Source organism: Microbulbifer sp. HZ11 (assembly GCF_000708675.1).
Taxonomy (GTDB): domain Bacteria; phylum Pseudomonadota; class Gammaproteobacteria; order Pseudomonadales; family Cellvibrionaceae; genus Microbulbifer.
The window spans coordinates 169289-195316 of record NZ_JELR01000002.1 but is presented as its reverse complement, the minus strand read 5'-3'; the positions used below and the strand labels follow the sequence as shown (position 1 = coordinate 195316).

Genomic DNA, 26028 nt, shown 5'->3' with positions numbered 1-26028 from the left:
CCACCCGTTTATTTGGGAGTCTTATCGCGCAGGGCGATGTGCTCAAGGTGCTTTATCGCGGGCTCCACTCCTTGATCACCAGGGTGACGCTTACCGGGCCCGCGGCATTGTTGGTGGATGCCTTGATTTTGCCGGGCAATTTATAGGGCCCAACAGACTGGTAGCTCGTAAATTCCAGGGTCCACCCCGATTGTTGCAGGCTCTGCATCAGCCCCTGGGCGTTTTTTCGCTGGCCACTCACCGCGCCAGGGGCCGCCAGGCCGCGCACCCAGTAAAACATTTCGGAGACTGGCAGCGGCCATCCCATGATCTGCTCTGTTAGCTGCGCGGGGTCTGAGGCGAAAACGGCCGGGTCGTTGCCGCGCTGCAGGCTGACGCCTCCCGGGGAGCCGCTGATTGACGTTGCGCCGGCGCCGAGGGGGCCGCTCAGGTGAATGCGGTAATTGGCCCTGTCAGCCTGCTGCCAGATCAGGTTGGCACTGCCATTTTCTTTCGGGGAGCGCACGCCCATTTTTCCCTTGGCTTCCCAGCGCTGCAGCGCCGCAGCGGAAGACGGCTGATGAGCGGTCGGTTCGCTCGGTTGCTGAGGCTGTGGTTTTTGCGCACTGCACGCAGCAAGTGTTAGCAGCAACACAGCACCAACAAGCTTCAGGGCGCGATGCGCGCCCTGCGGTTGGTTGGGTGAACGGTAGAGGGGGGGGAGAACGTCAGCTTTCCGTAACATGCTGTTCCAGTCTTTGTTGGTCCTGCAGCCGCTGCATGGCTTCTGGGATAAGTTTACTTTCCGGGTGTTTCTGCAATCCCTGCTCCCATACTTGCATCGCCTGTTGGCGATCGCCCTGTGCCCAGAGCGCTTCACCCAGATGCGCAGCGATTTCTGGATCCTGCAACAGGCTCAGGGCTTTCTGCAGGTATTGCACCGCTTCGGAGTGATTACCGAGTCGATGGTGCGCCCAGCCCATGCTGTCGATGATCGCAGGATCATCCGGGCTTAGCTCCAGCGCTTTGCTAATCAGTACCAGCGCTTCTTCCAGGCGGTCGTCGTAAGAAAGCAGTTTGTAACCCAACGTATTCAGAAGATTCGCATTATCCGGGTCGCGAGACAACAGCTTGCGCAAACCCTGTTCAAAGTTTGCCAAATCTCCCAGTTGTTCGCTGGTCATCGCATGGGCGTAAATCAGGCGATTACTATCCTGATTTTCAGCAATCGCATTGCCCAGCAGCGTCTGCGCTTCCTGCAGGTATCCGTGTTTGGTTAACAGTTCTGTCTCCAGCAAATAGAACTGTTCCACTTGCGTTGGGTGGCGTTGTCGAAGTTCCGCAAACCACTGATTTACCGCTTCGGTTTGCCCCTGTGCGGCGAGCAGGCTGGTGCCGCGGGTGATTGCCTGCACATAGTCGCTGCCCGGCCGCACCATACGGTAGTGAGTGACAGCTTGCTGTGGGTCAGCAGACTGCTCGGCGATTCCGGCCAGATAAAAATGTGCGGCGGATTCGTGCTCTTCCTGAGCCAGTAAGGTTTCCAGCAGCGGTTTTGCATCGTCGAACTGTTTGGTTTCGTAATGGATCAGTGCCAGGGACAGAATCAGGTTGCTGTCATTGGGGCGCTGTTTCACCAGTTCGGCAAACTGTTGCTCAGCCAGCTCCAGATCTTGACGAATAAGCAGGCGCGCATATTGCAGGCGCAGGCGGCTTTCCTTTGGGTACAGTTCCACCAGGTTTTCCAGTAGGCGCCTTGCCTCCCGTTCCCGTCCCATATCAATCAGTGCGTGGGATTCCAGAAGGGGGGCGTCCAGGTTGGCCGGGTCGCGTTCCTGCACTTGACGGGTTACCAGCAGCGCTTCTTCAGAGCGGTTATTCGCACGTAGTACCATGGCAAGGGCCAGGGAAACTTCGGAGTTGTCCGGGTGTTTCTGTGACAGGCGCTGGAATTCCGGGAGTACCTTCGCGGCGAGCTCTTCATTATCGACAGCCGTGGCTGCCACCGATTGCAGTGGCGCGTCACCGCCAAGCTCAAGTGCACGCTCAGCGTGGTGTAGCGCTTCATCCAGTTTACCTGCCAGCGTCAGTTCTGCCGTGGCGGCGAGCTGGGCCTCGGCGCTTTCAGGCTCCAGTTCCACCCAGAGGACCGCGGAGCGCAGCGCGGCTCGGCGAGCATTCAGGTAGCGGGCGATCCGGGTTGCGCGGGCGGCAATCCCGGCATCCTTGGTGCGCTCTGCCTGAAAATAATAGTTGGCCAGAGCCAGATCGTACTGCTCTCGGTTGCCCGCCACTTCCGCGACCAGCAATGTATAGAAGGTTTCGATGGGGAACGGCTTGGTCTTGGTGTCAACCGCTTCCTCTTCGACCGCAGAGGTTTCGCCTGCTGTGTTTTCCGGTACGGAATCCCCAGCGGCGTTCTTATTTTCTGCTTCCGCCTGTGCCGGGGCGGTCGAGGCTTCCGCTTCCCATGCGGCCTGCCAGTCTCCGCCACTGGCCTCGTGCGACTGGGGCGGCTGTTGGGCACAGGCGCATAAAATGGCGATGGAGGCGGCCGCGGCAGTAATGCACAACGGGCGGGAGGGCCGGGTCGCTGCGCCCTGTTCCATGGCCGCACTCAATGGTGTGCGGGTGAGTTTTCGGGCGTAGAGGAAGGGAAAGAAAAGCTGCATAGAAACGTGTCCGTACGTTCGCGTCTCCTGTGAACTCCAGTGGATCGGGGGTGCCCCGGGCGCGCTGGAAGCGATGCCAATCCGGCAGAGGAGACGCCTTTTGGCGTATTTTTCCGGGTTATCGCCGTATAATTCTAGTTCTGAATTTGCCCACCTGTTGCCCCAGGGCCAGATTCAGCGGCAAAGTCAGCATCTATTTATACCGGGTAGAGCCAGATCGGACTGAGAGGTACTAACTGAGAGGTTCTAACTGAGAGGTGCTATCAGGCACATAGCCGTAATCCACTTGCACCAGCCGCAATGGGCCCGGACAATGTGCGGCCTTTTTGTGCCAGGTGCGTCGCAGTATCTGGAAGAGATGACGAGAACTTATGCCAATCCTTGCTCTGGGAATCAATCACGATAGCGCACCGGTGGCGGTGCGTGAGCGGGTGGCTTTCGCCCCGGAAGTGATGCCCAGCGCCCTCGCCGAGGCGCGACTTGCCCTCGAGTGCCCGGAATTGGCCATCCTCTCCACCTGTAACCGCACCGAAATCTACGGAGAAGCGACTGCGGAGTCCGTCCTCGCCTGGATCGCCGAGTATCACGGCGTGCCCCTGGACGAGCTGACCAGCTGTCACTACCAGTTCACCGACGAGTCCGCAGTGCGCCATATGATGCGGGTGGCCTGTGGGCTTGACTCGCTGGTGCTCGGCGAGCCTCAGATTCTCGGGCAGATGAAGTCGGCCTATGCAGTAGCGCGGGAGTCCGGCAGTGTCGGTTCTACCCTGCACAATGTATTCCAGCAGGTCTTCTCGGTGGCGAAAAAGGTGCGCACCGAGACCGCGATTGGCGAGAACCCGGTATCTGTGGCCTTCGCCGCAGTCTCCCTGGCATCGCGCATTTTTACCGACCTGCGCGAGCAGACTGCGCTGCTGATCGGCGCCGGCGAAACCATCGAGCTGGTGGCCCGGCATTTGCTCGATAAAGGGGTGAAGCGGCTGATTGTCGCCAACCGCACGCTCAACCGTGCCCAGGCACTGGCCGAAGACTTCGGCGCTGAGGCGATCCTGCTGGCGGATATCCCTGAATATCTGCCCCGCGCCGATATTGTCATCAGCTCTACCGCCAGCCAGTTGCCGATACTCGGCAAGGGGGCAGTGGAGTCGGCACTCAAGCAGCGTCGCCACCGCCCCATGTTTATGGTGGATATTGCGGTGCCGCGGGATATAGAGCCGCAGGTGGGCAAGCTGGATGACATTTACCTCTATACCGTGGATGACCTGCGCGGTGTGATCGACGAAGGCAAGCGGCTGCGGGAACAGGCAGCCGAGGCCGCGGACGAAATTGTAAATGTGGCTGCTTCTGCCTTTATGCGCGAGCACCGCAGCTTGCGAGCGGTGGACTCCATTCGCAGTTACCGCCGCCAGGCGCAGGGGATCAGCAAGGATGAACTGGAAAAGGCGCTGATCCAGCTGCGCACCGGCGGTGACCCGGAACAGCTTCTCGAGCAGCTGGCCCGGTCCCTGACCAACAAGTTGATTCATGCGCCCACCGTGGCCCTGCGCCAGGCGACCGCCGACGGCGACCTGGATCGCCTGCGGCTGGTGCGGGAAATTATTGGCCTGGCTGACGAAGACCGCAGCCAGCCTACCGACCACTCGGCCCCCGGGCCGGCGAAGAAGAAACTCAAGTAATGAAAGCTTCTGTACAACAGAAACTCGAGAACCTGGTAGAGCGTCACGAGGAAGTGTCCGCCCTGCTGGGGGATGCGGAAATCATCAGCGATCAGGACAAGTTCCGCGATCTGTCCCGGGAATATGCCGAACTGGAAGAAGTAGTGGGCTGTTACAGCCGCTATAAAACCCTGCAGGACGATATGGCCGCGGCCCGCGAAATGCTCGAAGAGAGCGATGCGGACATGCGCGAAATGGCCCAGGAAGAATTGCGTGAAGCGGAAGCGCAACTGGAACCTCTGGAAAAAGAACTGCAGACGCTGCTGCTGCCCCGGGACCCCAACGATCGCAAAAACGTCTACCTGGAAATTCGCGCCGGCACCGGCGGCGACGAAGCGGCGATCTTCTCCGGCGACCTGTTCCGCATGTATTCCCGCTACGCGGAAAAGCAGGGCTGGCGAGTTGAGGTGATCAGTGAAAACCCCGGCGAGCACGGTGGCTATAAAGAAATCATCACCCGGGTTGCCGGCGAAGACGTTTACGCGAAACTGAAATTCGAGTCCGGCGCCCACCGGGTGCAACGGGTGCCGGAAACCGAATCCCAGGGACGCATCCACACCTCGGCCTGCACCGTGGCGGTCATGCCGGAACCGGACGAGCGCGACGCGATCGAGATCAACAAGGCCGACCTGCGTGTGGACACCTACCGTGCCTCCGGTGCCGGTGGTCAGCACGTCAACAAAACCGACTCCGCCGTGCGCCTTACCCATATCCCCACCGGTATTGTGGTGGAGTGTCAGGACGAGCGCTCTCAGCACAAGAACCGGGCCAAGGCCATGGCATTGCTGCAGGCCAAACTGAACAGCGCACAGGAATCCGCCGCGGCGCAGGAGATTTCCGACGCGCGCAGAAACCTGGTGGGCAGTGGCGACCGCTCTGAGCGTATTCGCACCTACAACTTCCCGCAGGGGCGGGTCACCGACCATCGTATCGGCCTGACCCTGTACAAGCTCGACGAAGTCATGCAGGGCGCCGTGGACGAGGTCATTGGTCCCCTGCGCACCGAATATCAGGCGGATCAGTTGGCGGCATTGGGGCAGAATTAAATCTCATGGCCACGGTGAAGGAAAACCTGCAGCGCGCAGCAGAGCTGCTAGAGAGCGATAGCCCGCGTCTGGATCTGGAAGTGCTGCTCTGTCATCTGCTGGGCAAGTCCCGCGCCTGGCTCTACACCTGGCCCGAACACCAACTGGATCCGGAACAGCAGTCGCGCTTCGACGCGCTGGTAAAACGGCGTATCGCCGGCGAGCCGGTGGCCCACCTCACCGGCAGTCGCGAATTCTGGTCTCTCCCCCTCAAGGTCAATCGCTCCACCCTGATTCCACGCCCGGATACCGAGGTGCTGGTGGAGGTGGTACTGGAGCGCTGCCTACAGACCGAGGCAAACGTTCTCGACCTGGGCACCGGTACCGGTGCCATCGCCCTGGCACTGGCCAGCGAGAAAAAACGCTGGGCAATTACCGCCGTTGATACCATGCCCGCAGCCGTCGCCCTTGCGGAAGAGAACCGCCAGCGGCTTGGTTTCTCCAATGTGAAAGTCCTGCAGAGCGACTGGTTTTCCGCACTGGCCCAACAGCAGTTCGATGTGATCGTCAGCAACCCGCCCTATATCGATACGCAGGATCCCCACCTGCGCGAGGGCGATGTGCGTTTTGAACCGCTGTCCGCTCTGGTGGCCGACGATCACGGGCTGTCGGACATCCGAAAAATCGCCAATGATGCCCGCCGTCACCTCGCACCGGGCGGCCTGCTCGCCGTGGAACACGGGTGGGAGCAGGGCAAAGCGGTGCGTCAGATTTTCGCTGCCGCGGGTTACACGGAAGTGGAAACCCGTGTGGACTACGCCGGTCGAGACCGGATTACCCTGGCGAGGTAAGCTTCCCACTTTCCTCCGATCCCCCGCCAGCCCTTCCTCCCCCTTGCACACCCTTTCCCGACCCTCTCTGCACAACCCTTTGTGACACCTCCGCCAAAAAACCTTCACGAAAGTTTCATTCAATTTTTGTCGCCTGCGTCTCGTTTTTCCGTCGTTGTATACATCGGGCTTGGAAAAAACCGGGGATCTCTGTGGTTGTGTGAATCCTGAACCGGGCCCGGCGTTCGCGGGGGGGATGCCGCCGCACAGGATGGTTCTTATTACTTTTCTTTTCTTTTCTTTAGCTTTAAGAGCGGGGGACAACATGGGATTGAGTGCTTCAAAGCGGCTGCTGTGCAGCGCGATTGGCATGGTGGTAGCCAGCCAGGGACAGGCGGCGGCCATCAAGCTGGATGCGTTTGTTGACGGTGAGCCGGCGGCGGTGACCGAAGTACTGCTGGATGGCAAGGCCATCGGCAGCAGTGCGGCGGGGGAAAGTTTCTGGTATGACGACCTGCCCGGTGGCGGCCATCAATTGCAGTTGCGCATCGGCGAGCGCTTGATCCCTTACGAATTCACCATCGGCGCCGACGAGGCCGCAGTGATTATCGTCAACAGTGACTCCGCCAGCGACCGCGCCATCAAATCGTTGCAGCGCCTTGCTCTGTCCGCGTTTGATTCCGCCAGTGCGGACGGCGAAGGGCTTGCCGGAAGCGGTGGCGAAAGCCTGCTGCCAGGCCTGATTCAGGGCAAGGTGGTGAGTGCCGGTGAAAACGTGCCGCTGCGCAATGTCGCTGTCACGGTGGTGGGCAGCACTCAAAGTACGGTTACCGACCGCTTCGGCGCCTTCGAGCTGGAGCTGCCCCAGGGCGTCTACCAGCTGGAACTGCAGCACCCGGAGTACCAGGGCAGCCGCCTGCGCGACCAGCGTGTGCTGTCCAAAATGAACCTGGCGGTAGACGTGCAACTCTCGCCGAAGGATGCATTTGCCGGTGGCGACGCGCCGGTGGTGGAAGAGGTACAGGTACTCGGCCGCTACCTGCCGGGCAACCCGATCGAGATCGAGCGCATTTCCTCCTCGGTGGTAGACAGTATCGACTTCACCCAGATCGCCCGCTTCGACGATTCCATGGTAAGCAGCGCGCTCAAGCGCGTGGTGGGTGTGTCCATGGAAGACGACCGCTTTGCCATCGTGCGCGGTATGAAAGGCCGCTACCAGTCCACCGACCTGAACGGCGCCACCCTGCCGAGTACAGACCCGGCGCGCCGCGATCTGCCGTTCGATATCTTCCCCGCCGGCATCATGCAGGGCCTCAGCCTGCAGAAGAGCGCCACCGCGGATGTGCCTCTCGGTGCAACCGCCGGCCATATCAGCATGCGCACCCGGGATATTCCCGATGAGGGCTTTTTTAAAATCTCCTCCTCCGTCAGCCACGGCGATATGCACGGTGACGGCCTGCTGATGTCCAGCACCCAGGGCAACAGGGACTGGCTGGGCATGGACGACGGCAGCCGCGATCTGCCGGATATCCTCAAGCCCTCGGTGGATCAGTACGTGAATATCAAAAACGGTGTCGACGCCGGCTTCGATGCCGCCTTCTTTAAAGCCATGGGCGAGTCCATTCCCCACAATGCCATCGTCTACGGCGAGGCGCAGGCGGATACCAGCGTCAGCTTCAACGGCGGCAACAGCTGGGAGCTGGGTGAGCAGCGTCTGGGTGTGATCGGCGCGGTGCGCTACGCCAACAAGTGGAGCAGCAACACCAAGGAAAACACCCGCTTTAGGGGAACCCAGAACGACGCAAACAAGATCTTTCTCGACAGCGAAGCGGAAACCCTCGACACCAACAATGTGATCGACCTCAGCGCCATGGTGAACCTGCAGTGGGATATCGCCGACAATCACCAGCTGGGCCTCAACAATATCGCCCTGCGCCACACCACTAATTCCAGCGAGCTGGAAACGAAATACGAGATTTACGATGCGACAGGAGAAATCACCGAACGCCTGCGCAACGGTGAAGACAGCGGTGCGAAAAGTTCTCCGGATGCACATATTTTCTGGCGTCAACGGGTCGACTGGATCGAGGAACAGCTGGTCAGTCATCAGTTGTGGGGCTCCCACAGTCTGGATATCTCCGCCGACAGCGGCTGGTCCCTCTATCTGGGGGACCTCGGCGTAAAGTGGCAGGCCATGACCGCCAACACCGACTACGACCGACCCAACGCCACTCAGTACACCTATGAAGGCCGACTCATCCAGCCATTTCAACTCAGCGATGAGCCGACCGCCCACTACAACCTCTGGGAAACCATGCGGGAGGACAACGAAGGCTACCGCCTGGATCTGGAGTTGCCCATCGACGAGATCAGTGGCGTCTCCCTGCTGTTGAAGGCCGGTGCGGAGTCGCTGCAGCGGGACCGGGAGGGCGATGTCACCAACTACAACTGGCGTCTCCAGGGAAGCGGTTACACCGTGGGTGACGGCGGTATCCCCGATCCACGTAAGCACTTTGTGTCCGAAAACATCCTTGGCACCATTGGTTCGAGTGGCACGCTGCTCTCCATCGGCATCGTCAGCATTCCGCCGGAAAACGATGTGGGCTGGGAAGGAGACGACTACCTCAGCGAGCTCAGCACCACCGCGGAATACGCACTGGTGGAGGCCAATATCCGCGAGAAACTCAAGGTCAACCTGGGGGCACGCAGAGAGACCTTCACTCTGGAAGGGGAGGTATACGCCTACACCCCGGAGCCACTCCGCAATGTGATGGACAAGGAGCGCACCAACCCGTCCCTCGGCCTTACCTGGATGTTCAACGACGCCTGGCAGCTGCGCGCCGCCTGGTCGGAAACCGTCAACTGGCCGGAAGTGTTCGAGATTTTCCCGCGCAAGTTTAACGACATCGAAACTCTGGAGGTCTACACCGGCAACCCGGACCTGAAGCCGGCGGATATCGAAAACCTCGACCTGCGTCTGGAGTGGTATCCGTCGGATACCGAGTCCATCACCCTCGCCCTGTTCCAGAAAGACCTCACCAACGCCATCGAAAACCGCTTCGACAAAACTGGCAATGTGTACGACTACTACACCTTCGACAATGCCGAGCAGGCGGAAGTGGAAGGGGTGGAGCTGGACCTGCGCAAGGAATTTGTGCTCGGCCCCAACCGCGGCCACGAACTGTTTGTGCAATTCAATTACACCCATATCGAGTCCTCGGTGGATGTCACCGAGGGTTCTGGAGTTGGTGTGCGCGAAGTCACCCGCCCGCTACAGGGCCAGCCGGACTATATCGCCAACCTGCAACTGGGCTACGACCACGTCGACAGCGGCCAGGAAGTGACCCTGGTGTTTAACCAGACTGGGGAGGAACTGGCCATTACCAACGGTGCGACGGCGAACTCCGCTCTTTTGGGTGACGTGTACCGGCAGTCCTACAGTGACCTGCGGCTGATCTACAAGAAAAATTTTATGAATGGCCTCTCGCTTGCCGCCTCGGCAGACAACCTGCTGGATGAAGAGCGCAACCTGGAATATGTGAAGTTCAACGTGCCCTACCTGAGCTACCAATCCGGGCGCCGCTTCAAGCTCTCTGCCAGTTACGAGTTCTGAGCCAGAAAATTCATAGGCCAGTGTTAAAAGATCAAATGTATTTCAAGACCAGATATAAATGGGTGAATCCATGTTTACAGTAAAACCAAAATTCCCGTCGCTGTGCCGCGGGCTGGCGCTGGCCACCAGCGCCCTGCTGCTCGCCGCCTGTGAGGGGGACATATCAGACGATATCGCGCAGGAGGATTCCCTGGAGATCCGCCTGCAGCAGTGTGAGGTGGGTGTCGGTGGTGTAGTGGGGACCCCCACAGAGCCGGTAGTGATCGACGGCGTGGAAACCCAGGCTTGCCTGCTCAACACGGATGCCGGCCAGCAGGTAGATGTCCGTCTCAAGAGCAGCCACAATTTCGAGCCGCTGGTGTGGGTGCTGGACGGCACCTACGAAATCGGCGAGAGCAAGAGCTACGCAACTCTGGCGGAACTGCAGGCAGATACACTCCACTATGTTGGCAACGCGTCAAAAGTGTATGCAATGCCGGGCACCGTGGTGGTGGTGCACCGCAATGGCAGTTTCGCACCGGATATTGAATCCATCGACGACAACAATACTGGCGGTGGCGAGTGGGGCGGTGTGGTGGTAAACGGCATCGGCTACCACCCGGACTGCGGCACCACCGGTGGTGCGGACAATTTCTGCAACGTGCAGGGTGAGTGGGGTTATTACGGCGGGCTGTCGCTACAGGAAGCTCGTGAAAGTGTCATGGCACGTGGAACTGGTTTTGACGGTTACGTGGCAGAAGCCGGCGGTGAGCTGAGTGGCGGTGGGCGGCTCTCCGCGGCCATCACCCTCAATGCGCCGCATTTTGTTCAGACCTCTGCTCCCCAAGGTGTTTTTTACAGTGCGACCAATGGTCTGGAGCTGAATGGCGGAGCGCTGGGCATTAACAGGCTCAGAGCCCTGGGCAACCAGGGCCACGCGCTGTACTGGCACAGTGGTTTTGGCGGCGAGGTGGTGAACAGCATCATTCACCACCAGTCCGATCTCGCCGCGGTTAAAGGCGAGAACAGTGGCAGCGGCGACAGCGGTGTATCCATCAGCGGCCTCACCCTGGTGGATCAATCTCTCAACGCCGGCGCCGCGCTGGTGCTCGCCGGCGGCGGCAAAATCGGCATCGACAATATGGTGGTGCAGGGCTTTGGCGCCTGCCTGGATATTGCCGACGGCAACACCGGTGTTGCGATTACCAATAGCGCTTTTTATTGCAGTGAAACCACCGCTGCTGCGGACGACGGTAGTGACTATGCCGCCCAGGTACTGGCCAACGCGGAAAATTTCTACACCTTGAATCCGGATCTCACCAACCGGCTGGAAATTGACAACACCGAGATCTCCGGTATCAACGCGGCCCTACTGAGCGGCAGTACCCAGGTCTACGGCTACGAGCTGGGTCTGGTTTACGCGCCCTGTTACGGTGCCGGCGCATTGCTGGAGGAAACCGTCAGTATCGGCACCAGTAATTACCGCGTATGCGAACTGACCGGTGGGATTACCGATAACCTCTATTTCGATAACGATATCAACGGCGAACTGGTGTTGTGGCGCCTGAGCGGAAACGTCACCCTGGGTACAGGCTTCAGCGGACTGGACGCCGCACAACAACAGGCATTACTGGCCAGACCGCAAAAAGTCATTCTGGATCACACCTCCGTCGTTCAGGTGGCTACCGGTGCAACGCTGACGGTAAACCCCGGCGTGGCCCTGACCATCGCTGGCACTGCCGCAGACCCGATCGAGTTAAAAGCGCTGGATGCACAGGCGGGCTGGGGCGGTATCACCATCAACGGCCTGGCAGACAGCTGCAGTAGTGCCGAGCTCTGCGCGCTGGCGCAGCAGCAGTTTGTGGAAATCGACTACCTGCGTGTGCTGAACGCCGGCAATGGCCAGCCGGCACTGACCCTGAATGAAGTCAGCGCTGCGGGTCAGATCAATTACCTGGACATTGCCGATTCTGCCAGCACAGGTCTGTCACTGAATGGCGGTGCGGTAAATATCGACAACCTGTTGGTCTCCGATGTGGTGGGCAACCAGGTGCAATGGGCCACCGGCTACCGCGGCAGCCTGCAGTACGCCATTCTGCAATCCGGAGCCGAAAGCGTCGGCCACGCCCTGCACGGCCGCAATAACGCCGACGATCACGATGCCGCACCGCGCTCGCGCCCGGTGATGGCGAATATCACCGTAAAAGGCGCAGAACAGGTGGATACCGCCATACTGCTGGAACAGGGCTCCGGCCTGCTGCTGTACAACTCGGTGGTGGCGGACTTCAACACCTGCCTGGATATCGACGACCCGGCCACCGCCAGCCTGCAGACCAGTGACCCGGCTGAAATCTTTTTCGACAACGTGGTGCTGGATTGCGGTGCCACCATTGCCGAAGAAGACGAAGAAGCGGGAATGGACTACGCCGCCAGCACCCAGGGGCTGAGCGGCGTGTATCAGGTGTCTGCAGTGCTGGACAGCAACTTCGTCCCGAGTGGCAGCGATATTCCCGGCATCGAATCCAGTATCGACTTTACCCTCGCCGGCGCGGTTGCCAATTACCTGAACGCGAACGTGAATTTCATGGGCTCCGTGCGGGATTCCATCGACGACTGGTATCTGGGCTGGAGCGATTCCGTCGGCGTATTGCTGGCGGCGGAGTGCGACTTCAAGGGCGTGCTGGAAGATGACTATGAATATCTTGGGGACGAAATTGCTATCCGTGACGAAACCGGCACGACCTGGGGATTCTATTCTCCACAGTACAAGGTCTGCGGGCTGCGCGGCACTATTACCGAGGATTTCCTGCTGAATGCTTATACCGGTGCCGACAGGCTGGCCGTGGAGAATGGCGGGCAGGTTGTGGATATGGTCAAGCGCACTGTATTTGTCGATGGCGAATTGGTGGAGCGCGAATTTTCCGTGGCCTACGATCCACTGCCCACCCTGTGGCTGATCAATGGCCTGGTGCGCATCGGCGAGGGCCATCTGGAACTCACCGACCCGGCGCAGGTGCAAGCCATGAAGGCGGACCCGGCCACGCTGGGTATTGAAGCCTCCGCGACCGTGATGGTGTCTGTCGGCGGTGGTCTGCATATTACCCGCGGCGGAGCGCTCGAGATTGTGGGTGCAGAGAGCTTTGTCGAAGGGGATACGGATGCGGCGGGGCCGGTAAACCTGATCGGCGTGATTGATCAGTTGTACTTGCAGCATGACTTGGAAACGGGGCAGCCGGCCGATGTCGATATCCTTGCCTGGGATGGCCTGATCGTCGACGGTTTCGGTCGCAACAACCAGTGCCCCGATGCCGCCACAGCCGAGCCCGGCACCCGCGTGTGCAATATCCAGGGCGAGTACGGCTACCACGGCGGTTACGACAACAGCCATAAAAATCTGCGGATCGAGAACCTGCATATGCTCGGCGGTCGTATCCAGTTGAACAGCGTCGGCCGCGGCGAGATCCACAACCTGTATCACGATGGCGACTGGGAATTTCTCGCCGCAAAAAATTACGGTGCGCCGGTCATTGATATCGACGGCGGCGCGGTCAATCTGCGCAACCTGTATATAGATGATCCAGAACCGGCCTGGGGCAGTCATATCCGCTGGAACCACGGCTACCAGGGCACCATGCAGGACCTGTGGCTGGACTGGCGCCTGGAGCAGGACGATGACGACGATATACCGGAGTACGAGGCACTGGTACAGGACAGTGATGGCAGTACCTGGTTCTACCCCGTAGTTCAGGGGCTGAATGGCGCGCCCGGGCACGAGAACGACCTGCCGCGCTCCATGCCGACCATTGCCAATATGACACTACAGGTGTCCGAGTGGGACCCGCGGGATTTTCCAGATGCCTACAGTGCTGCCATCGAACTCGCCAGCGGCTCCGGACTGTTCCTTTACAACAGCGTGGTCGGAAGCAGTTACAGCCACTTTACCATCGAAGGCCGGGAGCCGAATCCCTATGAGCCGGGCTATGGCGAGCGAGTGGATTACTGTATAAAAACCGATGCAAGCACCCAGCCCCTGGTGGGCAAAGAAATCGCGTTCAAGCAGTTGGCGCTTGGGTGCAGTGTCTTGTCCGATAACACTACATTTGCCAGCGCGGTCCGGCAAAGCTTTGTTACCCGCGATATCGTTAATATGTCGGGCAACGCCAGTAACTCTGCGACCATTGCCAGCCCGAGCCAGGCAAGCTCCGATATTTATGAGCTGGATTGGACGGTGGGTACGTACTACAACGAAAGTTCTTTCGAATCTAGCAAGGGGCTTGTGTTTACCGAGTGGGGAAGTAGATTTCCTGCGACTGATTTGATCAACCAGGGGCGGGCGCCGTTGGATTATTCCTCCTCGCTGACCGTGGATAAGGAGTTTATCACCGATAGCAACTATTTCGGTGTGGTGGATTACTTTATTCCGATCAATGCTGGTGAAACCGTTGCGGATGAAAGATTGTAGATTTTATAGCGCTCTAGAAGGCCGGATTTGATCCGGCCTTTTTTTTGGGTGTTTTTTGTTAAGAAGTTGTAGAGGATTTATGCGAGAATTTTTAATTATCTTTTCTTGTCTGTGTAATTTTTTTTAATTAAAAAATTAATGTCGCCTTTCTGTATATTTTTCGTCTATAGGCAGTTTTTAATAATTTAAAAAACAAGAGTCCTCGGTGGTTAGTGGAATTTAATATGGATATGAAACGAGAGGTTAATGTGTTTTTTTTAATATGGGTTCACTCAATTTTGGTTGAGTTTTCTCCGGTGAGGTACTTCTTGTAAATAATCATCCGGTTTTCAATGGGATACATTTTTAATTCCTGGAAGCTGCTGCATAAACTTGAAAGGACTTGGTTATGAAAAAGACAATTCTGTCTGTCAGCCTGATGGCGCTGGCTTCAATGTCATACGCCGTTACCGATCTCGGTCTTGACGAAGAGTGTAACTTTAACGGTACCTGGGATCAGGTTTCCGAGGGGCCGGTTCTGTGTGAGCTGCCGCTGTCTATCGTTGAAGACGATACCGTTGTGCTGGCAAAAGAAGTAGCGGATGGCGACTACGAAGGTGAGCAGATCATCTGGACGCTGCCGGGTATCGTGGTCGTCGGTAATGGCAATACCCAGAACGCCGATCCGAGCACCGTTGACAATACCGTGCTGCAGATCGAAGCCGGTGCCCAGATCGCCGGTGCCGTCGATAGCGCATCCGCACTGATCATTTCCCGCGGTGCACAGATTGATGCACAGGGTACCGCCAACGACCCGATCATTTTCTCCTCTCTCGATGCTGGCTATGACGGCTCCGGTGAGTGGGGCGGTCTGGTAGTGGCCGGTTTCGGCGAGAGCAACGCCTGCCCGAGCGGCGCCATTAGCGGTGGCCAGATGGGTGATGTCTGCACCATGGAAGGTGTTGCCAGTGCGGCTTACTTCGGCAGTGGCCACCTGTCTGCGCCGAATGCCATGAGCAGCGGTACCTTGGAATATGTGGTTATCGCCGAGGGCGGCCACGTGATTTCTGATGGTAACGAGATCAATGGCCTGACGCTGTATGCGGTCAGCAGCACGACCACCATCAACAACATCCACGTGCAGGGCAACGCGGATGACGGCGTCGAGTTCTTTGGTGGCAACGTTGGCATCAGCAATATGTGGATGGCCTGCAACGAAGACGACAGCGTGGATTGGGACCTGGGGTACCAGGGTGTTCTGTCCAATGTGAACATCAAGCAGAATGACGGTGCCGGCTACGGTCTTGAGCTGGCCAATAACCCGGACAATGCCAATGCCCTGCCGCGCTCCAAAGGTATCGTGTCGAACATGAGCATTGATTTTGTCGGCAGCACCGCGCCCGCGGCTTCCGGTATTCCCTTTGACCTGAAGCAGGGTACCGACGGTATGTTCACCAACGTGGTGATCGGCGCTGGTTACGACAGCCCGGTGAAGTGCATGCGCACCGATTCCGCAGTTGCCGGTGGTTCGCACTGGAGTGTGATCGAGTACGGCTGTGATGCTACTCATGCAGGTCCCACTGCCTGGAACCTGCCGGCGTCCAACAGCAGCGCAACCGGTTTTACCGCCAGCACCTTTTGGGCGGCGGCTCCGTCTTGCCCGTAATCTGAATTTTGTTGAATAAGACGTTGTAGTTTGTTGAGCGCAGGCATTGCCTGCGCTTTTTCAGATTGCCTTGTGAATGGATGTGTGCGTTGAAAACTTAAGACGCAATAAACAATTTGATTCCATTTGGAGTTCGCTATGAAAAAGGTAATTGCCAGTTTGGATTTGTCCAAGTTGCTGGGCCCTGTGGTGGTGGTAATCGGCGCGTCCCTGTTTTCTGCTGGGTCGGTACAGGCGCAGGAAGTCAGTGGCCGTATGTGTGCCATTTCCGGCTTTCTGTCTTTCCAGGCGCCGCTGGAAAAAGAAGACGCGTGGCATGAGGTTTATGGAGAGGCCTCTATTTCTGCCTGTGTGGACGAGAATGGCCCGGTGGATGGTGCCGAAGCGCAAGTTGTCATTTCTGGTGGCGGCATTGCGAACTGCGCCCTGCAGAGCTTCTCCCTGTTTCAGTCTGTGGCCTGGAATTATGGCGGGTTCGATTTTGTTACCCTGGAGCCCGCGGTGAGCGAGCGCGCCCCCCTCGGTGCCTACAAAGGCGATGTGCTGATCGGTGAGTTCATCAACAATCAGGTCATTACTACTTTGTTCAACAAAGAGCCGGTATCCACCCTGAGCTGTCTGCTGGGTATTGAACCGCTGGGTACTTTCTCGTTCAGCGGTGTGCAGATTTTTGTCGATAAGACGTCAGATTCAGAGTTCTGATGTCGGGGCTGTGCGGAATTGGCGTGTGAGGCATGGGCTGTGACCCTGTGGCTTGGTAACCCGGGATACAGGGTGTCCGTCAATTTGTCATTTTTCCGCAACAGCCATTTGCGACTATCCGGGAGCCAAGGTTGTAAAGTCCCCCTAACTTTGCGGTTCCCGGAGTTTTTCTGTTTATTCCCTGTGCACTGCGTCCGCTGGCTCTGTGCTGTGTCTGTCTAGGGCCCCTCGTTTCCCCGCCGGCGGTGGGGCAGCCCTGTGATACCCGTGCCGCGGATCAGGAGCGCAGCCTGCTATCGGCGCTCGAGGCACTGGCGAAGGCAACCGGCTACCATCTGGTCACCATACCCGAGCTTGTAAAGGGCGAGCGGGTGGTATGGCAGCCGGATTGCTCATCCCCAACCCCCTCACTGGAAAAAATGGCGAGCCAGCTGCTGGCGCCCAACCGCCTGGCGTACCGGGTGATCAACGATACCCTGGTGGTTTACCGGGCCGAGCCTGCGCAGACAAAAGCCGCCCCGCCAGCGCCAGTACCACCCCCCTCGATTGCCGAAGTGAGCGTGGAGGCCAGCCCGTATGTGGCACAGCTGGCCACAGGCAGCGGCAACCAGTTTGGCCGCTACCAGGGCAGCGCCGACGCGGTGTTGGACTATGAGCGCATTCACTCCCTCGGCATTACCGATCTCGCCTCTGCACTGGAGCTGATCTCCGGGGTAAAACTGGAGCAGGAGCGCTATGCGGTGATTCGCGGTATGAAAGGGCGCTACCAGTCGGTGCGGTTGAATGGTGCCACCATTCCGAGCCTTGAGCCCTCCGGCCAGCGGGTGCCACTGGATGTGTTTCCGGTGAATATTCTGAATCAAGTGGATCTGCGCAAATCGGTATTTGCGGATGCACCGGGCAATGCCAGCGCGGGTGTGGTGAATATCGAAACCCGGCGTATTCCCGAAACCCCCTACCTCACACTGGTTTCCGGCGGTGGCTACCGCAGCGGCACAACGGGCTCGCCGGTGATCCGCGGTTACACCGGTGGGCATGACTGGCTGGGTTACGACGACGGCGGCCGCGCACTGCCAAAGGTGCTGGCGAAGAACGCGCGGCTGGGCAGCCCGGACGATTGGGAGGCGGCGCAGCGCAAGGCGGCAGGAGAGGCGATTCTGAACAGCGCGGATGGTGCGCGCAATCCAGGTATTTACCACGGCACTGCCGGAGTGGACGGGCTGCTGAGCCTGAGCGGTGGCCGCGCCTGGCAGCGCGGGCGTCACCACTGGGGGCTGACCGGCTCCCTCGGTTACCAGAACGAATGGCAACAGCGGGCACTCTTGTCTCAGGTGCTGAACCGCTTTTCTGTCGCTGCAGACGGAGACAGCGCCGGCAGTCTTTACGCCACGGAAGACGGTAACCACCGGCGGCTGGAAAATGTCATCAATCTGAATGCGCTGCTGGCACTGGGCTATGGGCTGGATGAGCGGCATCAACTGGGCAGTAATCTCCTGCTGCTGCGCCAGAGTGTGAACCGCGCCGAGCAGATCGAAACCCGCGAGCGCGACGGCTTCGGCGACTATGCCGGCAGTGGCAGCCTGCGCAGCCTGTCCAACTGGACCGAAACCCAGATGGCGCTGTGGCAGTTTTACGGGCATCACTTTATTGGCCCGGAAGAGCGCATCGCGCTGAACTGGCACCTGACCTCCGCGCAGTCTCGTTATACCCGTCCCTTTGATGTGCGCTATCGCTACCGGCGCAACAGTCTTTTCGATTCCTATTATTTCGAGCCAGGCTACAACCAGTTTGAGGTGTCCTGGGAAGAAATGCGTGAGGAAACCCTGAGTGCCGGTGTAAGCGGTGCTTACTTGTGGGAATGGGGAGATAACTGGAGCGGAGAACTGAAATCCGGGCTGGAGCGGCTGAAAGCGCGTCAGGACGGCTATCTGCTGGAGTACACCTTTATCGCCAAGGGGGATATCGAACAGGACCGGGAACGGATGGCGCAGACCAACCCCATGGATATTCTGACACCGGAAATGATTCTCGGCGCGCCCGGTGGCGACGGTTTCCTGCTGGATGACGACCTGAAACTGATTGTGAGCCCCCCGGAACTGGATGGCAGTTTTTACGCGGCACAACATCGCAACCACGCGAGCTACGTACTGGCGGACACGCGCTTCGACGAACGTTGGCAGCTCGTGTTGGGGGTTCGGCGCGAGCGGGATGGGGTGGATGCGGATTTCTGGGATGCGCAGCCGCAGTCGTGGGTGCCGCTGATGGACGGTACGCAGAGTCTGTATTCCGCTGCGCTGGGGTATGTGCCTGACCCGCCCGCGCAGCAGGAGCTGCACCTGGGGTACAGTGAAACGGCGGTGTGGCCCGGGGTCAATGAGCTGATGCCGCGGCGTTACGAAGACACCGATCTGCGTATCGAAATTTCCGGCAATCCCAATCTGCAGATGGCCGCGGCGCAAAACTGGGACCTGCGCTGGCGGTATCGCAATGACCTCCTGGGCCTGGATATGAAACTGCTCGGCTTCTACAAAACCATCGACAATCCGATCGAAGGTGTATTTTTCGATCCTGTTATCAACAACAGCCACGCGTTCAATATTTACAGCTATGCCAACTCCAGGTCGGCGCGGTTATACGGTGTGGAATGGGAGCTTGATTATCAGCGGGTTTTTGCCGACAGCCACCGGCTGGTGCTGCAGTCCAGCTATGCGAGTATGGTCTCGGATGTGACGATTCCCTCGGGCCACTGGCGCGAAGGAGGAAGCCGCCCGCTGCAGGGGCAGCCCGCGTATCTGGGCAGCCTGCAGCTGCAATACCGTCACCTGGGCAGCGAGTGCGGGGTATCGCTGTTGTACAAGCGCGCGGGCCGGGAACTGGAGATTGTAAGTAACAATCGAAATGTGCCGGATGTGTACCGCGATCCGTACGACAGCCTCGCGCTGATCGTCAACACGCCCGTATTGGATGGCATGTACGCGACCTTGTCTGTGGAGAATTTGCTGGATGACACGCGGCGTTATTCCCAGGGCGAGGAGACGTTTATGGCGTATCAATCCGGGCGCCGGTATCAGTTGCGGGTGGGGGTGGAGTTTTAGCGGGCCGCTTTGGCGAAGCGAGCAGTTACACAACTTTCCGCATGGACCACTAGGGCCCGCTGCGCAAAACGATTCCGCTCCCGGTTTCCGCGATTTCCAGTCCGTGCAGGGCAGCGAGGATCTGCAGGTTGCTGTGCATATCCTGCAGATCGAAGGTACCTCCGACGCGCAGGTTGCGGGTGCGGGAATCGGCCGCGGTCACGGGCGTATCCGCGTAGCGGTTGAACTCCACCAGTAGTTCTTCCAGCCGTATATCCTCCACCTGCACCAGCCCCTGCAGCCAATCCCGGTAGTTGTGCAGGTCGAATTTCTGCACGCGGCCGATGGCGTCGCCGGCGATGCGCACGCGTTCGCCGGCGGCTACATGGCGAGTGTTGCCCGGTTGATTGTGCGGGTGTACCGACACCAATCCCTCCAGCACCGTAAGTTCGGTGACATCACCGCGCTGGTCTACGTTGAATATGGTCCCCAGTGCTTTGATCGATGCCTGGAGAGATTCCACTACGAAGGGACGCTCTCTGTCTTTGGCCACGGTAAAGCGTGCCTCGCCGTCGTACAGGCGGATATGGCGCTTGCGCTCGCTGTAATCCACCGCCACCCGGGATTGAGCGCTGAGATCGAGGGTGCTGCCATCGGCCAGTGCGGTGTGGCGGGTCTGCTGGCGCTCGGTAGCGTAAACCTGAGTGTCGGGATCCTGCCCGGTGCTGAACGGCTGCAGCAGGACGGTGATGGAAATGGCAATCAGGAACCCCGCGGCGGCAGTGAGGGGCCAGCGATGGCCTGCTCGCCGGGGCGCTGGCGCGGCGAGCATGGCCTCGGCGGGGGTGCTGCCCGCAACCAGGCGCACGGCTTTCTCGAAGTCCGGGTGGTTCCAGACGCCATCTACCTGGCTGGCTTTGCGCTGGCGGGCCGGATTCTCCTGCAGCCAATTCTGGTGCTGCAGGTGTGTTTCGGCATCGGCCTGTTCGGCGCCGCCGTGAACGATCCAGCGGTAAATTCTCTGTTCTTCCTGCTCGCTGAGCGGGCGTTCTCTGTTCATGGGTGTCACTGGTGTCTGGTTCAGGGCTTGCGCTAAAACTGCTGGCGCATTCTTGCTTCGATACTTTTAATGGCCCGATTGATCTGCTTTTCCGCCGCTTTGGTGGTGAGACCGAATTGCTGGGCGATCTGCTTGATGGTGACGCCATGAACCTTGTTCATCACGATCATGGTTCTGAGTGCCATCGGTAGTTCGTTCAGTTGTTTGACGAATAGTGCCAGGTGTTGCTGGTCATGCAATTGCTGGTCCGGCTGTGGTTGCTGGCAATGTAAGCTGTCAGCCACATCGTCCAGTGCCTCGGTGGGTTGTGTTTTCTGGCGCTGGATATCGTTAATCAGATTGGCGGTTACCCGGTACAGATAGCCGAGCGGATTTTCCGGCACTGCGCCTTTCTGCAGTTTGTGGGTTACTCGGATCATGGCTTCCTGGTAGATATCTTCGGCCTCACAAACATTTCGCGTGCGCCTGCGGATAAACGCGAGCAGACTGGGCTTTTCTGCCAGCAGGTTGCTGAAGGTCTCATCCTGTGCTGTCGAGGCTGCTCCCCCTAAAAGTGCCGATCCACGCTCCATCTGCCCTGTTGTCCCCGGTGAGGCGCTCGCAATTTATTTGGTAGCCATAGGTAAGCAAAACAACCCTGCGTGCGAGTCTACTAATATTCTTGTACAGGACAGAGTACCGGGGAAAAGTGACAACTTGTTGAACCCCACTATGGATGCTGACCATATGAACTCCTCCGTCAATCGGAAAGAACTCCATGCACGATCACGCCCATCATCACCGTGGCAGTGAACATCTCAGGCCCCTGATTTGGGGGCTCATCATCACACTCGCCTTCGCCATGGTCGAAGCCATCGGCGGCTGGATTTCCGGTTCCCTGGCACTGCTCGGCGATGCTGGGCATATGCTCACCGATTCCTTCTCGCTTGCCCTGGGTGCAGTTGCCGCATTACTTGCACAGAAACCTGCCAGCCGGGAAATGTCATTTGGTTGGGGGCGCGCGGAAGTGCTCGCTGCTTTGACCAATGCGGTGTTGATGCTGTTGATCGTTATCGGAATTTCCATTGCCGCTTTTGATCGCCTGCGGGACCCGCAGCCGGTGCAGGGTGGCATGGTGATGGTGATCGCGGCCATCGGGCTGATGGTCAATATTGCCGTGGCCTGGGTACTGCACCGGGTACCGCGAGAGCTGAGCTTGCCGGTGATTGGGGAAGCTATGGCAGCGGAAGAGGGGGTGCGGTCAGTGCACGATCTGCATATCTGGCGTCTGGACAGCAATATGATTTCACTGTCTGCCCATATTGTTGTGGACGACCTCGCAGCATGGCCAGATGTACTGGGGCGCCTGCGAAAGACACTGATGGAGCGATTCGCCATTCAGCATATTACGCTACAACCTGAGCCGTTGCGCCCGGATCCGATACGGATTATTGATCGTGTGAGCCCGGGTAATAAATAGTTTCAGTCTTCCTCGCGATCCTCATCAGGATCCATGGTTGATTCGCCGCTCTTGTTCAGCGGTGTTTCGTCATGGCTCCCGTTTGAATCTTCTGACGCGGCTTCTGTTGAGGGGGTGGCGGTTGCCGCTCCTGCTCCCGTTTCTGCAGAAACGGGCTCTGCTTCCGCTGTAACCTCCTCTGGTGCCGGAATCTGTTCTTCCGGTGCCTGAATGCCTATGTGGTAGGCGGCAAAGCCCGGTTGCACCACCTGGTTCATCGCCATACCCAGAATGCGGCCGTTGTATTCGGAGCGGATTTCCTTGCGGACGTTGGTGATGGGGTTGGTTACCGTTCCCAATAGGTCCCCTTTGCTGACGGATTCACCCAGCTCCACCTTACTGAAAATAATGCCGCCGGTGGTGGCGCGTTGCCAGGTGGAGTTGTAGTACACCGGCTCGGGGTCACCCCACAGGCGGAATTTGCTCACCATCCCCAATTGGTTCAACAGGGTGCGAATACCTTTTACGCTGTGGCTGACGGAGGGTTCGTCCAGCACCATGGGCGCGCCGGCCTCTAATGTGACCGTGGGAATACCGGCTTCTACTGCCGCACGGCGCAGAGTGCCCTCGGCGCCGTCGCTGTGCAGCACCACGGTGGAACCGAAGCCCTTGGTGAGTTTTACCACTTTCGGATTCGTCAGGTCGCCGCGCAGCTGCGGCAGGTTGGTGCGGTAGAAGGAGCCGGTGTGCAGATCCACAATGGCGTTACAGTGAGTGACTACTTCATCGAAAAACGAACGTGCGATACGGGAGGCGGATGAGCCCTGCTGATGGCCGGGGAAGTGGCGGTTCAGATCCCGGCGGTCAGTGAGATAACGGGAGCCGCGGTGAAACCCCTGCAGGTTGACGATGGGGACACCGATAACCGCGCCTTTAAGTGTTTTCGGGTTCAGGTTGTACATCACCCGGCGCACGGTTTCGATGCCATTCAGCTCATCACCGTGAATCGCGGCAAACAGGCACAGGGTAGGTCCGGCTTCGGCACCGTTGACCACCAGCACCGGCGTTGCGCTATAGACCCCTTCAAAATGCTGGCTGGGAGACCAGGCCAGGCGGGTGGAGGTCGCCGGAGACACTTCCGAGCCGAGTAATTGCAAAGGCTGGCCGACGGGCTCTTCCGGCTCTGATGCTTCCGGGGCGGCGCTCTCGGCGGGTACCTGAGGCATGGTTTCTGACTTGGCTTCGGTATTGTCCGCTTGCGGGGGCGCTACCAGTTCCTGTTCACTGACCGGCTTATCCAGCTCGATGCTTTTTGCCTTCGGCATCGGCTTTTCCGGCTGGGCATCGGTTTCCAGCTGCTCGCCTTCACTCAGTCCTTGCGCGGGCGGATCACTCTTGGGCTGTTCTGATTCCTGTGGCTGTGATTCCTGTTGTTGCTTTTCCGTTACCGCCTCAAGCGGCTGCTGGATTTCCACCGGCTCGCCGTTCTCGTCAGACTCCTCCGCCGGCAGGTTTACGGCATAACTGGCGAGAGCAAAAAACAGGGGCAGACTTGCAGAGAGGCTCAGAGAGCGACGGCGCATGAAAAACTCCATTGCGGGAAAACAGGTGTCAGGTTGCTGAGAGCGCGAGTATAGCCAATCGGTTCCCGCAGATTTGCGCGGCATTTGGCGATTTCGGAATGCAAGCGGGTTAGTGGGGGCGTACCAATGCTTTGTGGCTGGTGCGGCGCAATCGCAAGATCAGTAATACCGCAGCGGTACCGAGGCCGATACAGATGCCCACCCAGTAGCCGTATACCCCCCAGAATTGCTCGCCCAACCAATAGGCAGAGCTGAGCCCCACCAGCCAGTAGGAAAACAGCTGCAGGTACATGGGCACTCTGGTGTCCTTGTACCCGCGCAGAGCGCCCCAGGCCATGGCCTGAGCCACGTCCACCAGCTGGAAGGCGGCGGCCAGCAACAGCAGATTGGTAGCAACGGCAATGATTTCCGGGTTGTCGGTGTAAGCGAGCACCAACAGATTGCGCAGGCTGATCAGCACGATGCCGGTACACAGGGCGTAAATCAGGCCGCTGCCGACGCCGACGATACTGACAAATTTGGCCCGTTTGGGGCGCCCCTGACCGAGTACCTGGGCGGTGCGAATACTCACGGCCTGCGCCAGTGCCAGTGCCACCAGATAGAAAATCGAACCGATACTCAGGCCGATCTGGTGCGCGGCAACGATGGTGGCGCCGTAGGCGGCCAGCAGCAGGGTAAGGCTGGCAAAGAAGGTCACTTCACTGGCGGCGCCAATACAGATGGGCATACCCACTGCCAACAGGTGCTTCAGGGTAGGCCAGTGGGGGCGCGGAGGTAGCAGTTTCAGGCTTAGCGCGCGGTAGGCGGGATCGTGACCCGCGTGCCAGTATAGGGCGATGGCAATACACCAGCACACCAGACTGGTGGCCCAGCCACAGCCGGCACCACCCATTGCGGGAATCGGCCCCCAGCCAAATACCAGCAGGACATCCAGGGGAATATTGAGCGCTGCGGCGGCGAGATAGATCCGCATCACCGGTCGCACCTGCGCCATTCCCTCGCAGTAACCGCGCAGGGCGCTGCCAAAGGCAAAGGGCAGGGTGCCGGTGGCCAGTGCCAGCAAATATTGCACCATCACCTTGCGCACCGGCTCCTCGGTCTGGATCCACTGGCTCCAGAGGGGCGAGGCCAGCAGTGCGCCGGCTACCAGTAATCCGCCGATCAGCGCAATCCACACCGACTGGCTCATCTGTCGCGCGCAGCCCTGTTCGTCGCGAGCACCGCGCAGGTTTGCCACCACCGGCGAAACAGCGGCGAGCATGCCGATCAGCGTCACCGCACATACCGCCCAGATACTGGAACCCAGCGCCAGCCCAGCCAGGTCCACCTCGCCGGACTGGCCGGCAACGATGGTATCGGTGACGCCCATGCTGACCACCGCCAGATTGCTCACAACCAGTGGCCCACCGAGATTGGTGAGATGGCGCAGCTCCGTGGCTGTGGCGCGTTTGTAGAGTCTGAACATGGATTTGGTATGGGTAAAAGCTAGAGGCTGGCTAAACTGATCGAACTTGGTTCGGGACAGCGTGTAAGAATCCACTGTCTCCGGCGACCAGTCTTCAGTGAACAGTATGTTACTGAATTCAGTATTGTCGAAAACGGGAGCGGATTATGGATGGGGCACACAGCGGGTTCAATCGGATTTACAGCTGTTTTCTGCACGCACTGCGGCCATTGAGTGGATTGGGCCCACTGGCACTGCGCCTGTTTCTCGGCCCAATCTTTATTCTCGCGGGCTGGAATAAAATCACTGGCATCGACAATGTGGCGGCTTGGTTTGGTAACCCTGACTGGGGCCTGGGGCTGCCAGCGCCGCTGTTAATGGCGTGGCTGGCGGCGTTGACCGAGTTTTTCGGGGGTATCGCCCTGGTGCTGGGTTTGGGGGTGCGCCTCGCGGCCATTCCGCTGATGTTCACCATGGCGGTTGCCGCGCTAACGGCGCACTGGCAGTACGGCTGGCACGCGCTGCCGGAGCAAACACTGACCATGCCCTGGGAGTGGCGCAAGGACCTGATCGAAGAGGCGGTGGTACGCAAGGAGAAGGCGGTAGAGCTGCTCAAGGCGCACGGCAACTACCAGTGGCTGACAGAGGCGGGCAGCTTCACCGTGCTCAAGAACGGGATCGAGTTTGCGGCCACTTACTTCGTCATGCTGCTGGCGTTGTTGTTTACCGGTGGCGGACGTTATGTGAGCCTGGATTACTGGATCGCCCGCCGGCGGGGGCTGCTGCGGGATTGATGGCCGGTAATGG

Annotated in this window: 16 protein-coding genes; 10 read left to right on the top strand and 6 right to left on the bottom strand. The window is 59.0% G+C overall.

Annotation, left to right across the window (positions count from 1 at the left end; translation table 11 throughout):
• Positions 1-52 precede the first annotated feature (52 nt).
• Together lolB and AU11_RS08630 are read right to left on the bottom strand one after the other, a co-directional pair.
• Positions 53-724 (bottom strand): lipoprotein insertase outer membrane protein LolB, encoded by a 672-nt coding sequence (gene lolB / locus AU11_RS08635; RefSeq protein WP_081848028.1) that lies wholly within the window; start codon positions 722-724, stop codon positions 53-55.
• Positions 708-2651 carry a tetratricopeptide repeat protein gene (locus AU11_RS08630; protein ID WP_043318745.1) on the bottom strand — a complete coding sequence of 648 codons (1944 nt, stop codon included), beginning with the start codon at positions 2649-2651 and terminating at the stop codon, positions 708-710. The genes lolB and AU11_RS08630 overlap by 17 nt, the downstream gene beginning before the upstream one ends.
• A gap of 371 nt (positions 2652-3022) precedes the next feature.
• Between AU11_RS08630 and hemA the strand changes: the two genes are divergently transcribed.
• The 8 genes from hemA (at position 3023) to AU11_RS08590 (ending at position 19717) form a co-directional block, all read left to right on the top strand.
• Positions 3023-4327 (top strand): glutamyl-tRNA reductase, encoded by a 1305-nt coding sequence (gene hemA / locus AU11_RS08625; RefSeq protein ID WP_043318743.1) that lies wholly within the window; start codon positions 3023-3025, stop codon positions 4325-4327.
• A complete protein-coding gene (prfA, locus tag AU11_RS08620; protein ID WP_043318742.1) occupies positions 4327-5412 on the top strand; it encodes a peptide chain release factor 1 in 1086 nt (361 codons plus the stop codon). Before hemA ends, prfA begins: the two co-directional genes overlap by 1 nt.
• A gap of 5 nt (positions 5413-5417) precedes the next feature.
• The gene (prmC, locus tag AU11_RS08615) at positions 5418-6242 is read left to right on the top strand and encodes a peptide chain release factor N(5)-glutamine methyltransferase (protein WP_043318740.1); all 825 of its coding nucleotides are present in this window, start codon (positions 5418-5420) and stop codon (positions 6240-6242) included.
• A 304-nt stretch (positions 6243-6546) separates the two neighbouring features.
• The gene (locus tag AU11_RS08610) at positions 6547-9834 is read left to right on the top strand and encodes a TonB-dependent receptor (RefSeq protein WP_043318738.1); all 3288 of its coding nucleotides are present in this window, start codon (positions 6547-6549) and stop codon (positions 9832-9834) included.
• 70 nt (positions 9835-9904) lie between these two features.
• Entirely contained in the window at positions 9905-14275 is a 4371-nt protein-coding gene (locus AU11_RS08605; RefSeq protein ID WP_156035236.1) for a hypothetical protein, read from the top strand.
• Between the two features lie 388 nt (positions 14276-14663).
• Positions 14664-15920 carry a hypothetical protein gene (locus AU11_RS08600; RefSeq protein WP_043318735.1) on the top strand — a complete coding sequence of 419 codons (1257 nt, stop codon included), beginning with the start codon at positions 14664-14666 and terminating at the stop codon, positions 15918-15920.
• A gap of 138 nt (positions 15921-16058) precedes the next feature.
• Positions 16059-16622 (top strand): hypothetical protein, encoded by a 564-nt coding sequence (locus tag AU11_RS08595; protein WP_043318733.1) that lies wholly within the window; start codon positions 16059-16061, stop codon positions 16620-16622.
• A 245-nt stretch (positions 16623-16867) separates the two neighbouring features.
• The gene (locus AU11_RS08590) at positions 16868-19717 is read left to right on the top strand and encodes a TonB-dependent receptor domain-containing protein (protein ID WP_043318731.1); all 2850 of its coding nucleotides are present in this window, start codon (positions 16868-16870) and stop codon (positions 19715-19717) included.
• Between the two features lie 49 nt (positions 19718-19766).
• On the opposite strand, the gene AU11_RS08585 is transcribed toward AU11_RS08590, so the two are convergent.
• Both AU11_RS08585 and AU11_RS17715 read right to left on the bottom strand, forming a co-directional pair.
• Complete coding sequence (locus AU11_RS08585) at positions 19767-20756, bottom strand: FecR family protein (protein ID WP_043318729.1); 990 nt, start codon at positions 20754-20756, stop codon at positions 19767-19769.
• 32 nt (positions 20757-20788) lie between these two features.
• Positions 20789-21328 carry an RNA polymerase sigma factor gene (locus AU11_RS17715; RefSeq protein WP_051687108.1) on the bottom strand — a complete coding sequence of 180 codons (540 nt, stop codon included), beginning with the start codon at positions 21326-21328 and terminating at the stop codon, positions 20789-20791.
• 185 nt (positions 21329-21513) lie between these two features.
• On the opposite strand from AU11_RS17715, the gene AU11_RS08575 reads away from it, so the two are divergent.
• Positions 21514-22215, top strand: coding sequence for a cation diffusion facilitator family transporter (locus AU11_RS08575; protein WP_043318727.1), 702 nt, complete (start codon positions 21514-21516; stop codon positions 22213-22215).
• 2 nt (positions 22216-22217) lie between these two features.
• On the opposite strand, the gene AU11_RS08570 is transcribed toward AU11_RS08575, so the two are convergent.
• On the bottom strand, positions 22218-23777 hold the full coding sequence (locus tag AU11_RS08570; protein ID WP_081848170.1) for a succinylglutamate desuccinylase/aspartoacylase family protein: 1560 nt from the start codon (positions 23775-23777) through the stop codon (positions 22218-22220).
• 109 nt (positions 23778-23886) lie between these two features.
• Complete coding sequence (locus AU11_RS08565; protein WP_043320264.1) at positions 23887-25242, bottom strand: MATE family efflux transporter; 1356 nt, start codon at positions 25240-25242, stop codon at positions 23887-23889.
• 146 nt (positions 25243-25388) lie between these two features.
• On the opposite strand from AU11_RS08565, the gene AU11_RS08560 reads away from it, so the two are divergent.
• Positions 25389-26015 (top strand): DoxX family protein, encoded by a 627-nt coding sequence (locus tag AU11_RS08560; RefSeq protein ID WP_081848026.1) that lies wholly within the window; start codon positions 25389-25391, stop codon positions 26013-26015.
• Positions 26016-26028: the final 13 nt, after the last annotated feature.

Bases quoted from the DNA above. Each gene is read 5' to 3' on its own strand.
- lolB (WP_081848028.1), bottom strand. From the start codon at position 724: ATGTTACGGAAAGCTGACGTTCTCCCCCCCCTCTACCGTTCACCCAAC.
- AU11_RS08630 (WP_043318745.1), bottom strand. From the start codon at position 2,651: ATGCAGCTTTTCTTTCCCTTCCTCTACGCCCGAAAACTCACCCGCACA.
- hemA (WP_043318743.1), top strand. From the start codon at position 3,023: ATGCCAATCCTTGCTCTGGGAATCAATCACGATAGCGCACCGGTGGCG.
- prfA (WP_043318742.1), top strand. From the start codon at position 4,327: ATGAAAGCTTCTGTACAACAGAAACTCGAGAACCTGGTAGAGCGTCAC.
- prmC (WP_043318740.1), top strand. From the start codon at position 5,418: ATGGCCACGGTGAAGGAAAACCTGCAGCGCGCAGCAGAGCTGCTAGAG.
- AU11_RS08610 (WP_043318738.1), top strand. From the start codon at position 6,547: ATGGGATTGAGTGCTTCAAAGCGGCTGCTGTGCAGCGCGATTGGCATG.
- AU11_RS08605 (WP_156035236.1), top strand. From the start codon at position 9,905: ATGTTTACAGTAAAACCAAAATTCCCGTCGCTGTGCCGCGGGCTGGCG.
- AU11_RS08600 (WP_043318735.1), top strand. From the start codon at position 14,664: ATGAAAAAGACAATTCTGTCTGTCAGCCTGATGGCGCTGGCTTCAATG.
- AU11_RS08595 (WP_043318733.1), top strand. From the start codon at position 16,059: ATGAAAAAGGTAATTGCCAGTTTGGATTTGTCCAAGTTGCTGGGCCCT.
- AU11_RS08585 (WP_043318729.1), bottom strand. From the start codon at position 20,756: ATGAACAGAGAACGCCCGCTCAGCGAGCAGGAAGAACAGAGAATTTAC.
- AU11_RS17715 (WP_051687108.1), bottom strand. From the start codon at position 21,328: ATGGAGCGTGGATCGGCACTTTTAGGGGGAGCAGCCTCGACAGCACAG.
- AU11_RS08575 (WP_043318727.1), top strand. From the start codon at position 21,514: ATGCACGATCACGCCCATCATCACCGTGGCAGTGAACATCTCAGGCCC.
- AU11_RS08570 (WP_081848170.1), bottom strand. From the start codon at position 23,777: ATGCGCCGTCGCTCTCTGAGCCTCTCTGCAAGTCTGCCCCTGTTTTTT.
- AU11_RS08565 (WP_043320264.1), bottom strand. From the start codon at position 25,242: ATGTTCAGACTCTACAAACGCGCCACAGCCACGGAGCTGCGCCATCTC.
- AU11_RS08560 (WP_081848026.1), top strand. From the start codon at position 25,389: ATGGATGGGGCACACAGCGGGTTCAATCGGATTTACAGCTGTTTTCTG.